Origin of the sequence: Bacteroides sp. AF39-11AC (assembly GCF_003474285.1) — a bacterium.
Lineage (GTDB): Bacteria > Bacteroidota > Bacteroidia > Bacteroidales > Bacteroidaceae > Bacteroides.
Genome location: NZ_QROH01000005.1, coordinates 517,702 through 532,410 on the forward strand (window position 1 = coordinate 517,702; position 14,709 = coordinate 532,410).

At 44.6% G+C, this 14,709-nt stretch carries 13 protein-coding genes; 12 read left to right on the plus strand and 1 reads right to left on the minus strand.

Translation table 11 applies throughout. The features are described from left to right. The first annotated feature begins 43 nt into the window (after nucleotides 1-43). Nucleotides 44-1,339 (plus strand): S28 family serine protease, encoded by a 1,296-nt coding sequence (locus DW036_RS13335; protein ID WP_118464902.1) that lies wholly within the window; start codon nucleotides 44-46, stop codon nucleotides 1,337-1,339. Nucleotides 1,340-1,656: 317 nt separating this feature from the next. Here DW036_RS13335 and DW036_RS13340 read toward each other — a convergent pair whose 3' ends face one another. Then, nucleotides 1,657-2,247 (minus strand): HdeD family acid-resistance protein, encoded by a 591-nt coding sequence (locus DW036_RS13340; RefSeq protein ID WP_118464798.1) that lies wholly within the window; start codon nucleotides 2,245-2,247, stop codon nucleotides 1,657-1,659. A gap of 655 nt (nucleotides 2,248-2,902) precedes the next feature. Here DW036_RS13340 and trpB point away from each other — a divergent pair. The 11 genes from trpB (at nucleotide 2,903) to DW036_RS13400 (ending at nucleotide 14,547) form a co-directional block, all read left to right on the plus strand. Next, nucleotides 2,903-4,087 (plus strand): tryptophan synthase subunit beta, encoded by a 1,185-nt coding sequence (trpB, locus tag DW036_RS13350; protein WP_044154195.1) that lies wholly within the window; start codon nucleotides 2,903-2,905, stop codon nucleotides 4,085-4,087. 68 nt (nucleotides 4,088-4,155) lie between these two features. Next, a complete protein-coding gene (locus tag DW036_RS13355) occupies nucleotides 4,156-5,556 on the plus strand; it encodes an anthranilate synthase component I family protein (RefSeq protein WP_118464799.1) in 1,401 nt (466 codons plus the stop codon). A 127-nt stretch (nucleotides 5,557-5,683) separates the two neighbouring features. Further along, nucleotides 5,684-6,304 (plus strand): aminodeoxychorismate/anthranilate synthase component II, encoded by a 621-nt coding sequence (locus DW036_RS13360; RefSeq protein ID WP_118464800.1) that lies wholly within the window; start codon nucleotides 5,684-5,686, stop codon nucleotides 6,302-6,304. 159 nt (nucleotides 6,305-6,463) lie between these two features. Next, entirely contained in the window at nucleotides 6,464-7,459 is a 996-nt protein-coding gene (gene trpD, locus DW036_RS13365) for an anthranilate phosphoribosyltransferase (protein ID WP_118464801.1), read from the plus strand. 47 nt (nucleotides 7,460-7,506) lie between these two features. Further along, on the plus strand, nucleotides 7,507-8,349 hold the full coding sequence (gene trpC / locus DW036_RS13370; protein ID WP_118464802.1) for an indole-3-glycerol phosphate synthase TrpC: 843 nt from the start codon (nucleotides 7,507-7,509) through the stop codon (nucleotides 8,347-8,349). Nucleotides 8,350-8,443: 94 nt separating this feature from the next. Further along, the gene (locus tag DW036_RS13375; protein ID WP_118464803.1) at nucleotides 8,444-9,061 is read left to right on the plus strand and encodes a phosphoribosylanthranilate isomerase; all 618 of its coding nucleotides are present in this window, start codon (nucleotides 8,444-8,446) and stop codon (nucleotides 9,059-9,061) included. 15 nt (nucleotides 9,062-9,076) lie between these two features. Beyond that, the gene (trpA, locus tag DW036_RS13380) at nucleotides 9,077-9,853 is read left to right on the plus strand and encodes a tryptophan synthase subunit alpha (protein WP_022210224.1); all 777 of its coding nucleotides are present in this window, start codon (nucleotides 9,077-9,079) and stop codon (nucleotides 9,851-9,853) included. Nucleotides 9,854-9,975: 122 nt separating this feature from the next. Further along, a complete protein-coding gene (locus tag DW036_RS13385) occupies nucleotides 9,976-10,269 on the plus strand; it encodes a nucleotidyltransferase family protein (RefSeq protein ID WP_022210223.1) in 294 nt (97 codons plus the stop codon). Beyond that, nucleotides 10,262-10,471 (plus strand): hypothetical protein, encoded by a 210-nt coding sequence (locus DW036_RS13390; protein ID WP_118464804.1) that lies wholly within the window; start codon nucleotides 10,262-10,264, stop codon nucleotides 10,469-10,471. Before DW036_RS13385 ends, DW036_RS13390 begins: the two co-directional genes overlap by 8 nt. Nucleotides 10,472-10,484: 13 nt before the next feature. After that, complete coding sequence (locus tag DW036_RS13395) at nucleotides 10,485-11,525, plus strand: asparaginase (protein ID WP_118464903.1); 1,041 nt, start codon at nucleotides 10,485-10,487, stop codon at nucleotides 11,523-11,525. A 259-nt stretch (nucleotides 11,526-11,784) separates the two neighbouring features. Beyond that, nucleotides 11,785-14,547 (plus strand): LruC domain-containing protein, encoded by a 2,763-nt coding sequence (locus DW036_RS13400; protein ID WP_118464805.1) that lies wholly within the window; start codon nucleotides 11,785-11,787, stop codon nucleotides 14,545-14,547. Nucleotides 14,548-14,709 lie beyond the last annotated feature (162 nt).

The following is a 14,709-nucleotide window of genomic DNA, read 5'->3' on the forward strand; positions in this document are numbered from 1 at the left end:
CGGAGTTTATAAAAACTATTCATAAATTTAAAACCCGATAATGATGAAAACCATGCACATTCGCTATGCAGCACTCCTACTCTTTGTTTTGCTGTCAGCATCGACCTCTTCTTTCGCACAGACCGTTCTGGAGCAAAAAATCAACGCGATTTCCGCCATTAAAGAAGTCCGTCCATTGGAAACTTCTGAGTTTTCAGAGAAGTATGTGACCTACTTTACCCAACCGCTGGATCACCGCCATCCGGAGAAAGGCAGCTTCCGCCAACGCGTTATCGTTGCTCATGTCGGCTTCGACCGCCCCACAGTGATCGTTACCGAAGGCTATGGCGCCGCTTACGCCCTCCGTTCCCAATATCGTGAAGAGCTTTCAAAACTTCTCAATGCCAACATGATATTCGTGGAATATCGCTACTTCCTTGAGTCTACCCCTGAGCCCAAAGACTGGCAATACCTGACAGCCGAGAACTCTGCGGACGACTTACATGCCATCACCACCGCATTCAAAAACATCTATCCGGGCAAATGGATCGCCACCGGCATCAGCAAAGGAGGACAGACTACCCTTCTTTACCGCACTTTCTATCCGGATGATGTAGATATTTCCGTTCCTTACGTAGCTCCGCTTTGTTATGGAGTAGAAGATGGACGCCATGAGCCTTTCCTTCACAAAGTTTCGACACCGGAAAACCGCAAGAAAATTGAAGGTTTCCAATTGGAAGCTTTGAAACGGAAAGCAACCTTACTTCCCCGTTTTGAGAAGTATTGCACTGAAAAGAATTATTCATTCCGTGCACCCATTGAAGAAATTTACGATTATTCGGTATTGGAATATTCTTTTGCTTTGTGGCAGTGGGGTACTTCTATCAACTCAATCCCTGCTACCACCGCTTCAGATAACGATATTTTCTCTCATCTGCTTGCTATCAGTGAACCGGGATATTTCACCGCCGATAGCCCCAATGCTTCTTTCTTCGTACAAGCTGCCCGTGAGTTGGGATACTATGGTTATGATGTCCAACCGTTCAAGCAGTATCTCTCCATCCGGTCCGGTGAAGGCTATCTGCATCGTTTAATGCTTCCCGAAGAATTAAAAGACATGCCCTTCGACAAAACCTTAAGCAAGAAAATAACAAAGTTTCTAAAGAAACAAGATCCGAAGATGATCTTCATTTATGGTCAGAACGACCCATGGACGGCCGCAGGCGTCACCTGGCTGAAAAACAAAAAGAATATTCATGTATTTATCCAACCGAATGGCAGCCATCTGGCACGTATCAATACATTGCCCGAAAAAGAAAAGAAAGAGGTGATGGAACTGATAAAACAATGGCTAAAATAAATGATAATTTAACGGTGGGAATAACTGAGATTAAGACAGGCTGAAAGCCTGATATTACATAGCGTAGGGCGTTGCCCTACGTGATTATGTATATCTCTATTTAAGCCCTGAAAGGGCGCAATTAAGCATCAACCTTTATATCGCCCTTTCAGGGCTCAGAAAAAGGGATGCACATTACGTAGGGCGATGCCCTACGCTATATAATGCAAGCCTTTCAGGCTTAAAATTCAGCCCGATAAATTATCATTTCACCGCGTAGCCTAACACTGCGTAGCCCCTTGTTCCCTTGTCAACTTGTTCCCTTGTCAACTAAATTTTTATTTATCTTCTATAATTTCCGCATCCTCAATATTGTCTACAGCCTTTGAAGAAGCTCCCGGCATACCCGGTGCCTTCGGCCGTTTGCGAGTGAATGTAAACCAATTTATCAATTCGGAAACTGCATATACTATGCTGGTGATACCGATAATGATAAATGCCGTGGAACGCACTCCCGTCGGATTGAACAAGGCAATCAGCCCTGCAATCAGAATGAGCACCGGAATGATATAAAATCCCACACGAACCGGCATCCAGCGACGGGCCGCAGAAAGCGATGCAATCTGTTGCACACCACCCAACACAAGGATAAATCCCAGCACAAACGTCAGCAAATCTGCAAAGAAACCGGGCATAATGACCAGCCACAAACCAAATAGCAGACTACCGATTCCTTCAATAGGAAGACGGCGTCTTTCCTCCGCACTCATGGCAAAATATCCGATGATACTTAGAAGTGCCGGTATCAGAAATATAACACCGATCGTTATAACAAAATAATCTCCGGCTTCATTGGGAAACATCACCAATACCAAACCGATTATCAGCGCACATATCGTACGCAAAAATGAGTTACTTATTCCTTTCATGAGCTTATGATTTTTTGCGAAGATACATTTTTATCCGCACAACTCCACAAGAAAGTCAAGAAAAATTAGTTTACGTTCAGCCAGGCGTTCATATCTTCAGCTACCAAAAGCCAATACAATAACAAAAGTATAGCAATAGATACGCCAATGGCGACTAAATGTTTTCGTTTCATAGTTCATCCTTTCTTTTTTATATGAATAATAGTTGTTCAAAACACGATTATAAAACAAGTTCGCATACAAAAGGTTTAATGATTCCCTCAAATTCCTTGGATGCTAACATCCTACCTACCATTACCATTCTTAGCATGATGGACAGGGATCATTCCTATAGTTTCAAGCTGATGAAACAAAAATGAGCTGTTTAGAGAAAAAAAGCAAGATTTTCTTTGGCAATTAAAACAAAGTGCTTACATTTGCCCCCAGCTAAAACAAAAAGACAATGAAAACAATGCTCGTAAATACATATTGGTGGTGGCGCCCGTTACAACTCCGACAGTCGTAAGGGAGCAGTGCTCGTATGTATATATGTGAACATAATATAGATTAAGAAAGAGCCCTGTCGCAACCTGCGACAGGGCTCTTTTCTTTTATCCGGTTTTGAAACCCAGACAAATTTCAATCGTAAATAGTAAATAATTAAATAGTAAATAAAATGATGAGTTTTTTAGTAAATCAAGATGGTTATTACGGAGAATTCGGTGGAGCATACGTTCCCGAAATACTCCACAAGTGTGTGGAAGAGTTGCAGAACACCTATCTCAAAGTACTGCAAAGCGAAGATTTCAAGCAAGAGTTCGACCAACTGCTGCGTGACTACGTAGGACGTCCTTCCCCACTCTACTATGCCCGCCGGCTTTCCGAAAAGTATGGCTGCAAGCTCTACCTCAAACGTGAAGACCTGAACCATACAGGAGCTCACAAAATTAACAACACCATCGGGCAGATTCTTCTGGCACGCCGCATGGGCAAGCATCGCATCATCGCCGAAACCGGTGCCGGACAACACGGCGTAGCTACTGCCACCGTATGTGCCCTGATGAATATGGAATGCATCGTCTACATGGGAAAAACGGATGTAGAACGCCAGCATGTCAATGTAGAAAAAATGAAGATGCTGGGTGCAACCGTCATCCCCGTCACTTCCGGAAATATGACGCTGAAAGATGCTACCAACGAGGCAATCCGCGACTGGTGCTGTCATCCTGCCGATACCTACTACATCATCGGTTCCACAGTCGGTCCTCATCCTTATCCCGATATGGTGGCCCGTCTGCAATCCGTCATCAGCGAGGAAATCAAAAAGCAACTCATTGAGAAAGAAGGCCGTGACTGCCCCGACTATCTTATCGCTTGTGTAGGTGGTGGTAGCAATGCCGCCGGAACCATTTACCATTATATCGACGATAGCCGCGTGCAGATCGTCCTCGCCGAAGCGGGTGGTAAAGGAATAGATACGGGTATGACTGCCGCTACCATCGCCCTCGGACAGATGGGAATCATCCACGGTGCACGCACTTACGTCATCCAGAACGAAGACGGCCAGATCGAAGAGCCCTACTCTATCTCTGCCGGACTGGATTACCCGGGTATCGGCCCCATGCATGCCAATCTGGCCGCACAAAAGCGTGCCATCGTACTTGCTGTTAATGATGATGAAGCCATCCGCGCCGCCTACGAACTGACGAAACTGGAAGGTATCATCCCCGCCCTGGAAAGTGCCCATGCCCTCGGTGCCCTCGAAAAGCTGAACTTCAAACCCGATGATGTGGTTGTACTGACTGTTTCGGGACGTGGAGACAAGGATATAGAAACTTATTTAACGTTTAGTGTTGAGTGATTAGTGATTAACACTAAGATCATCGGTGCCACTAATCACTAATCATTAAAAACTAATCACTAAAAAAAATGAATACATATAATTATCAAACACATAGTCGTACTATTCTTGGGGACTTGCACACTCCTGTAAGTACCTATCTTAAAGTCCGCGACGTCTTTCCCCAAAGTGCACTCATGGAAAGCTCCGACTATCATGGCAGTGAAAACAACCGTTCATTCATCGGACTCTGTCCATTGGCAAGCGTCAGCATCGATCATGGAACAGCCGTCTTCCGCCTGCCCGACGGCACTCGCGAAGAACGCCCCATCACACCTGAATATCCTGTAGAAAAAGCTTTAGAGGATTTCCTCGGCCGCTTCCATGTGGAAGGCGAATATGCCAATTACTGCGGTCTTTATGGCTACACTTCTTTCAATGCCGTACGCTATTTTGAGAATATTCCCGTGAAAGACAGCCGCGAAGCCACCAACGACGCACCGGATATGCTCTACATCCTGTATCAATACCTCATTGTCTTCAACGACTTTAAGAACGAAATGGTACTTCTTGAAATGCTTGCCCCTGGTGAAGAAAGTGAACTGGACACCGTGCAGAAAGCCATCAATAACCGCAACTACACCGCCTACGATTTCCGTGCCGTCGGCGAAACCACTTCCCCGCTGACCGACGAACAGCATAAAGCAAATATCCGCCAGGGAATTGCTCATTGCCTGCGTGGGGATGTTTTCCAGATTGTTCTCTCCCGCCGTTTCGAACAACGTTTCGTAGGCGATGACTTCAAACTTTATCGCGCCTTGCGCAGCATCAACCCCTCTCCTTATCTGTTCTATTTTGATTTCGGAGGTTTCCGCATCTTCGGTTCATCACCCGAGACGCACTGCCGCATCGAAGGCCGCCACGCCTACATCGACCCCATCGCCGGCACTACCAAGCGCACCGGAGATCCCGAACAGGATGCGCTGAACGCCCAATACCTGCATGATGATCCCAAAGAGAATGCAGAGCATGTCATGCTGGTCGATCTCGCCCGTAACGATCTTTCCCGCAACTGCCACGATGTAAAAGTGGATTTCTACAAGGAAATGCAATATTACAGTCATGTTATCCACCTGGTAAGCCGCGTCAGCGGTACGCTGAACGAAGATGCCCGCCCCATCAAAGCATTCATCGACACCTTCCCGGCAGGCACTCTGAGCGGTGCACCCAAGGTACGCGCCATGCAACTCATCAGCGAACTGGAACCGCACAATCGCGGCGCTTACGGCGGTTGCATCGGCTTCATCGGACTGAATGGTTCACTGAACCAGGCCATTACCATCCGTACTTTCGTCAGTCGCAACGGTGTACTTTGGTTTCAGGCAGGCGGCGGCATTGTAGCCAAGAGCAATGAAGAATACGAGTTGCAAGAGGTGAACAACAAACTGGGAGCACTGAAAAAGGCAATCGTAATGGCGGAGAAAATGTAAATTCATGTACAATGTACAATTTACAAAGTACAATTTGCCATGCGGCGTACATAGCGCAGCCAAATTGTACTTTGTAAATTGTACTTTGAAAATTGTAAATTGTAAATTGTAAATTGTAAATGAAATTATGAAAACAGTAATCATAGACAACTACGACTCTTTCACCTACAACCTTGCCCATCTGGTAAAAGAACTCGGCGCAGAAGTAGATGTGCTACGCAATGATAAATTTGAGCTTGAGGAATTGGAGAAATATGATAAGATCATCCTTTCACCCGGTCCCGGCATTCCCGAGGAGGCAGGCTTACTATTAGAGGTCATCCGCACTTACGCAGGACGAAAACCCATACTTGGCGTCTGCCTGGGTGAACAGGCCATCGGACAAGCATTCGGCGGGAAGCTCACCAATCTGAGCGAAGTCTTTCATGGCATACAAACGAATATAGTGATTAGGGATGAGGGATTAGTGATTAGCGATGAGCTACTAATCACTAATCACTCATCACTAATCACTGATTACATTTTCTCCGGTCTTCCTACTGAAATTCCAGTCGGTCGCTATCACTCCTGGGTAGTGGATACGGACGGATTTCCCGAAGAATTGGTTATCACCGCCATCAGTTCCGAAGGTCAAATCATGGCACTGAAACATCGGGAATACGATGTTCACGGCATCCAATTTCACCCGGAATCAGTACTGACTCCCGATGGAAAACAGATTGTAGGCAACTGGCTGAAAGGCGTCTGAAATGCCACATCTCATGAGGCCAAATGCCACACTTCATAGGTAGGAATGCCACACCTCACGACCGTTAACATGTGGCATTTCAAACGCTAAAGTGAGGCATTCCGAACATAACAGAATTTTCAATCGTAAATTGTAAATTGTAAATTGTAAATTAAAAAAATGAAAGATATATTAACCCGCCTCTTCAACCACGAAGAGCTTACTTCGGAAGAAACCAAGCAAATTCTCCTGAACATCACCCGGGAAGCTTATCCCGAAGCACAGATTTCCGCATTACTCACTGTATTTCAGATGCGTAGTATCACAGTAGATGAACTAATCGGCTTTCGCGAAGCCCTCATGGAGACTCGCATCCCTATCGACTTCGCGCCTTATCAGCCTATCGATATCGTAGGTACGGGAGGTGATGGAAAGAACACGTTCAACATTTCTACTTGTGCCTGTTTTGTGGTGGCCGGGGCCGGTTACAAAGTTGCCAAACATGGCAATTATGGCGCCACTTCCGTCAGTGGAGCAAGCAATGTCATGGAGCAACACGGCATCCGCTTCACCAATGATTCCGACAAGTTGAAACGCAGCATGGACGAATGTAACATCGCCTACCTGCACGCCCAGCTTTTCAATCCGGCAATGAAGTTTGTCGGCCCTGTGCGCAAGGCATTGGGAGTACGTACACTGTTCAACCTTCTTGGCCCGCTTGTCAATCCCTGCAAGCCTACTTACCAGTTGCTCGGTGTGGCCGATCTTGCACAGATGCGACTCTACACAAATGTTTTTTACAAACTCGGTATCGATTTTGCAGTAGTCAACAGTCTCGATAGCTACGACGAAATCTCCCTCACGGACGAATTCAAAGTTATGACGCGCAATTACGAACGGATTTACCGTCCGCAAGCGCTGGGTTTCAATGCCGCACAACCCGAAGAGCTCTTCGGCGGAGCTTGTAAAGAGGATGCCGCCCGCATCTTTGATAATATCCTTAATAACCGTGCCACACGTGCGCAAACGCAATGTGTCATTGTCAACGCTGCCTTCGCCATCCAGGTGATGGAACCTGAAAAAGAAATCGAAGAATGCATTGCCATCGCCCGCCAATCGTTGGAGAGTGGACGGGCGCTGGAGACGTTGAAGAAGTTTATAGAAATCAATAAATGAGCTACAAGCTAGTAGCTTGTAGCTGATAACCCGTAACTAAAAAAAATATGAAAGATATTTTATCCGAAATCATCGCCCACAAGCGGATTGAGATAGAGCAGCAAAAGCAAGCAGTCTCCCTCAGTCAATTGCAAGAGCAAGCTGCTGCCATGATGCAGGAAACTGTCGGAACCGGAGCTTCCGGCACAACGCCCGTCCGCAGCATGAAGCGTGCACTCGCAAACTCTTCATCCGGCATCATTGCCGAGTTCAAACGCCGTTCCCCTTCCAAGGGCTGGATCAAGGAAAACGCACAGGCCGGTCTCATTCCACCTGCTTATGAAACAGCCGGAGCTTCCGCCCTCTCCATCCTCACGGATGAAAAGTTCTTCGGCGGAACTCTGCGTGACATCCGTACAGCACGCCCTTTGGTCAACATCCCGATCCTGCGTAAGGACTTCATCATCGACAAGTATCAGCTTCTGCAAGCCCGCATTGTAGGTGCCGATGCAGTGCTGCTCATTGCCGCCTGCCTCACACCTGACGAGTGCCACACACTCACCATGCAGGCACACGAACTTGGGCTTGAAGTTCTGCTCGAAGTACACAGTACCTCCGAACTCTCCTATATATATAAGGAGACGGATATGGTCGGCGTCAACAACCGTAATTTGGGCAGCTTCGTCACCAATATAGAAAACTCTTTCCGCATTGCAGAAGAGTTAAAAAATACTGTTGCTGAAATTGATTTTCAGACGCCTCCGCTGCTCGTTTCCGAAAGTGGTATTTCGCACCCTGAAACTATCCGTGAGCTACGCTCGGCAGGCTTCCGTGGTTTCCTTATGGGAGAGACTTTCATGCGTACAGACGATCCCGGGAGCACATTGGAAGAACTCATTCACGGCATATAAATTTGGGAATTCACACATAATTTCATATATTCGTGATTTTTAAGCAAAGTATTTTCAATCGTAAACTGTAAATCGTCTAATCGTACATATTACCATGAATACAATGATCAAAGTATGCGGAATGACCGATGCAGACAATATCCGCGATGTAGAAGTATTAGGTGTAGATATGATCGGTTTCATCTTCTATCCCAAATCCCCCAGATACCTGTATCAGATACCCAGGTACCTGCCTACGCTTGCCAAACGTGTCGGTGTTTTTGTCAACGAAACCAAAGAAAACATCCTTATGTATGTCGACCGTTTCGGTCTGAACTACGTCCAGCTGCACGGTGACGAATCACCCGAATATTGCCGCACCCTTCATTCACATGGCATCCGGATCATCAAAGCGTTTTCCATCGCTTTGTCCAAGGATCTTCTTGCCGTTGCCAATTATGAAGGTTTCTGCGACTACTTCTTATTCGACACCCGCAGTGCCCACTATGGTGGCTCCGGACAGCAATTCGACTGGAGTATTCTGCAACGTTACACTGGCAGTACCCCTTTCCTGCTTAGCGGCGGCATCAATTCTTACAGTGTCAAAGCCCTGAAAGAATTCCACCATCCCCGCCTTGCCGGTATTGATATCAACAGCCGCTTCGAAACATCTCCGGGCATCAAGGATGTGGAACGGATCGAACGTTTTCTCAAAGAATTAAGAACGAATTAAATTTAGAATAACATCATGAATCGTATAAATCAACTTTTTCAGGACAGCCCTAAAAACCTGCTGTCCATCTACTTCTGTGCCGGTTGTCCAACCCTGGAAGGTACTGCCGACGTCATCCGTACCCTTGAACGCAATGGGGTCCATTCAATTGAAATCGGTATTCCCTTCAGTGACCCGATGGCTGACGGCATCGTTATCCAGGAAGCTGCCACCCGTGCTCTCCGCAACGGTATGTCACTGCGTATTTTGTTTGAACAGCTCCGCGATATCCGTAGCGATGTCCGTATTCCTCTCATCCTGATGGGGTATCTCAACCCTATCATGAAATTCGGGTTCGAGGCTTTCTGTCAGAAATGCGTAGAATGTGGCATCGACGGCGTTATTATTCCCGATCTTCCCTTCAAAGACTACGAAGAAACGTATAAACCTATTGCCGACCGTTACGACATCCGTGTCATCATGCTCATCACCCCCGAAACCAGTGAAGCCCGTGTCCGTGAAATCGACGAACATACCGACGGCTTCATCTATATGGTATCCAGCGCTGCTACTACCGGTGCCCAGAAAGATTTCGATAGCCAGAAGCAAGCTTATTTCAAAAAGATACAGGATATGCACCTGCGCAATCCCCGCATGGTTGGCTTCGGCATCAGTAACAAACAGACATTTGACGCCGCTTGTGCCAACTCTTCCGGTGCTATCATCGGCAGCCGATTCGTCACCCTGCTGAATGAAGCTGAAGGAGATGCGGAAAAGGCGATCACACAGTTAAAAGAAGGGTTGAAGAAGTGATTAGGGAGGAGTGATTAGTGATAAGCGGATGGTGCAATAACAACAAAATGACACTTATCACTAATCATTTACCGCTAATCACTGTTTTTTTCTTATCTTTGCACTAGTAAAACCGAAATGTGATGAAAACTGTTACCGAATATATTTCATTATTGCGTGATTATATGCAAAAAAATGCCGGTAAATATGGTATTTCCCGGATGGGCATATTCGGTTCTGTTGCTCGGAACGAACAAACAGAAACAAGCGACGTCGATATATATATTGAAGGGCAACTACATGGCTTCTTTGCTTTATCCGGCATAAAAAAAGAATTGGAAGAATTGTTAGGCTGTCCGGTTGATATTGTGCGTCTACGTGATAAGATGGATGCACTCCTACGTGAAAAGATATTAAAGGAGGGTATTTATGTTTGATAAATTAATAGCTTTTCATACCCTGGAATTAATTCGTGATTCTCTTGAACTAATAGAGAAAAGATGTTCTGATATTTACTCTGTAGATGATTTCCTGTTAAGTGATAGTGGAATGATGAAGCTTGACAGTGTCTGCATTTGTAAAGAAGATATTCCACAATTATATAAGGTGATTATTAAAATAATAAATGACTTGAAGTAACCCGGTTATGTTTATGAAGACTGACTACCCATCTGTGTTACTGATATATACTGGCGGAACCATCGGTATGATAGAAAACCCGGAGACAGGTGCGCTTGAAAATTTCAACTTCGATCATCTTCTCAAACATGTTCCCGAACTGAAGCGTTTCAATTATCGCATCTCTTCCTACCAGTTCGATCCGCCCATTGACTCTTCTGACATGGAACCATCGCTTTGGGCAAAAATCGTAAAGATTATCAACTACAATTATGATTACTTCGACGGCTTTGTCATTCTTCATGGAACAGATACCATGTCTTACACAGCCTCTGCCCTCAGTTTCATGCTTGAGAATCTGGCTAAACCCGTCATTCTCACAGGCTCTCAGCTTCCTATCGGCACTCTGCGTACAGACGGAAAGGAAAATCTGATAACCGCTATTGAGATAGCTGCCGCAAAAAATCCCGATGGTACTCCCATAGTACCCGAAGTGTGTATCTTTTTTGAAAATGAATTGATGCGCGGCAATCGCACCACAAAGATTAATGCCGAAAACTTTAACGCATTCCGTTCATTCAACTATCCTTCACTGGCTCATGCAGGCATCCACATCAAGTACGATGCACATATCATCCGCCGTCCTGATCCGACGCGTCCTATGAAGCCTCATTACCTGTTCGATACCAACGTTGTCATGCTTACCCTCTTCCCCGGCATTCAGGAAAGCATCATTAATTCCGTTCTCCACGTCCCCGGTCTGAAAGCAGTCGTACTCAAAACCTTCGGTTCCGGTAATGCCCCTCAGAAGGAATGGTTCATCCAGCAACTTAAAGATGCTACCGAGCGCGGTATCATTATTGTAAATATTACCCAATGCCAACGTGGCATAGTTGAAATGGGACGTTACGAAACCGGTCTGAAACTTCTCCAGGCAGGCGTTATCAGTGGCTACGACAGCACCCCCGAATGCGCAGTCACCAAACTTATGTTCCTTCTCGGCCATGGTCTCAGCCAGGCAGAAATCCGTTACCGCATGAACTCCGACCTTGCGGGAGAAATCACCAAAGCATAAGCCATAGCCAGACGACCTTAAAGGCTAAAAAAATCAACTTTCCCCCTTCTTTCCAAAATTCCGATAACTATAAAACTATTAAAGTTAAAAGGAAAAATGAGCAATTAGCTGCTACATAGGCTGAAATGCTCCACTAAACACATTTTAAGTAAAACACAACCAAAGTTGTTAAAAGACATAATTTGCAACTAAAACTTGAATATTTTATTTATCTTTGAACCACAAAAGCTAACCAATATAACATTTAAATAAGAGAAGTATGAAAATTTCCAAACGCTATTACGCAATTATTGCCCTCGTAGCCCCCTTATTATTAGCGGCTTGCGCGGACAATGATGTGTATAACCCCGACAAGGTACGCCCTGTACCTCCCGTTGAGAATCCTTTGGGAGAGGACTTTGTGGCTCCAACTGGTTTCGACTGGTCAATGATTACTACTGTCAAGTTGAACATCGAAGTCAAAGATGAGTTCAACGGAATGTACAACTATTTGGCAGAAGTTTTCACTACTAATCCGTTAACCGATGCAACTGCAACTCCTATTGCTGCAGACTATGCAAAGGCTGGAAAAAATTATGTTGTAGAAGTTAGCATTCCTAAATCCATAGAACGAGTTTATGTTCGTCAAACTGATCCGAAACAACGCAAGGAAGTTTATGAATTCGTTGTTCCGGGAAATGGAGAGACATTAAATTGTAAACTGTATTATTCAGGAGGTACCACTACGAGAGCTGGTACTGGTAGCACTTCGGCCGCTAATGCTGCTATCGCTGCAGGTTTTAAAGAGCTGGAAGACAACAATTACACAGTAGAAACCCCTGATATTCCGGCTGTTCCAGATGTATCGGATAGCCCAACAAGCCCTAATGGAAATCAATATAGCAATGGTGCTAAAATTCTTGTAGCGGCTGGTGAAGAAAGCAATAAGGTATACCAGGTACCGAGCGGTAAAGGTACGATTTTTGTAAAAGGCACATGGAAAGTAACTAATATCTATTCTAACTTTGACATTTACGTATTAGATGGAGGTAAAATAGAGATAGCAACTGCAGGTGACAAAACATTTACCAGCATTTCTAAATTTGTTGTAGAAAAAGGTGGTACAGTTAAATGCACCAGTAATTTCGCAACTAATGGTGGTGAGTGGTTTATTGGAGGAAATTTTATCGCAGACGGGAACGTAACATTCGGAGCATCAACTTCATCAGTGACTATCGCCTCCGGTGTAACTATGTCCATCAACAACGGTACGCTCAAACCATGTAGTAAGGTCTATAAGAACTTTGGTACGATTACGGCTGCCACTATTACTGCAAATATGGGTTCATATCCGGAGATTTACAATGCCGGTACAATCGAGGTTGCCGGAGTCATGGACCTTGTTAAAATGAACTTCATTAATAAAGGTGAACTTACAGTTGGACAATGGTTCAAGGTAGATGGCAGCAAAGTTCTGAATAAAGGTCAGATTTCATCTCAAAATCTGGAATTTACTATTAGTAGCTTTAGTAATCATGGAGCAATTTTAGTAGATGAACAAACAGGTGTTATAAAGACTAATAACACATCAAGTGGTAGTTTCATAGTCAACCATGACAAAGGAATTATTAAAGGATATCACCTGAGTGGAGGAGTTTCTGTCTATAATGATAGTTATGGCGAATTCACAATTTTCGAAAATTCTTCAGTTGATATACTATACAATAGCTGCGCACTGATAGTGAAAGAAAAATTCAATTGGGGAAATGTGACGCTCGATAATGGTTCCATCACCGGAGAAAGACCTGAAAATCTGAATACATCCGAAAGCAATGCTGACCAGTGGAAACCGGTTCCAGTAGTTATGAGTAATGATAGCCCGATACAATACATTCTGAAGAACGGTTCAGTAATCAAAGCTACTTTGCTACATATCAATAGGACTCCCAGCAATTTCAGGGGAGAAGGAAGTAATCCTTCTTTGTTGCAGGTTGGAGGAGTGCGTATATCTCAAGGAGGCGACACTAATTTAAAGGACTTAGTTATAGAAATGCCTGAAAACGCATTTACCTATGATCCTCCTTATAATGGCATAAATAATGCCAAATGGCTTACAAGCGGATGTTCAACTACCGGATGGGGAGGATCAAAGAATACATTCTCTACTTGTGGTGGCTATTACTATTCTGGTAACGAAGGTGATCCCGACCCGGAAGATCCCGAAAAACCGGATGTAGAGGATAAAACCATTTATACTTACGCTTTCGAAGACCAATGGCCTGCTTATGGTGACTTCGACATGAATGACATTGTTGTCACTATCAATAAGATGACCATTACCGATAGCAAGAAGTTAACCATTCAAGGAAACATACGTGCTGTTGGTTCCAGCCGTAAGACTGGTGTAGGAATCCAGTTCCTGAATGTAAGTAGCAGTGGAGCAACTTTAAGTGGAAAGGTACAAAGCGGAACTCCGGTTTTTGAAAGTGGACAAAGCAATCCAGTTGTAATCCTCAGTACTAATGCACATAAGTATTGTAATCCTTCTATTGCGGATGATGACTTTACGTTCTATTGCACGGATCTAACTGCCGGAAATACATACAATTCCGGAGATGGAGCTGCGTTCGAAATAGCAATGACATTATCTACAGACGAAGAAGCAAAGAAAGCTATGAATGTCAAGAACCTGGATGTATTCATTATCAGTAAAGAAGCCCAAGGGAATGTAGGACGTACGGAGATACATATGGCTAACTATGCTCCTACCAATTTAGCTACCACAGCTTTATTTGGAATGGGTAATGACGCTTCTGCACACAATAGTATGCTTAATGTCGGCCAAAAAGGCTACTATATTAGTACTGAGGGTTTGGCATGGGGTATTTGTATTCCTGGTACAGAAGTGTGGAAATGGCCAAAAGAATATAAGATAATCACAGCTGTTTATCCCGGATTCAAAAACTGGGTAATCAATGGTGGACAAGCGGAAGATTTAGGTTGGATCTCTAACCACACCAGCGATATCTTTGTAAAACCTTGATAAGTGAACATCAAAACAATTTTTATCTTAAAGCCGGAAGTGTACTTCCGGCTTTTTTTATCACAATCACCAGAAAAACAACATTCCTTTCACAAAAAAGGCTAAAAAGCCATAAAAGTTAAATATTCTATTTATATTTGTTGCGTAAAAAAGCCAACCGAT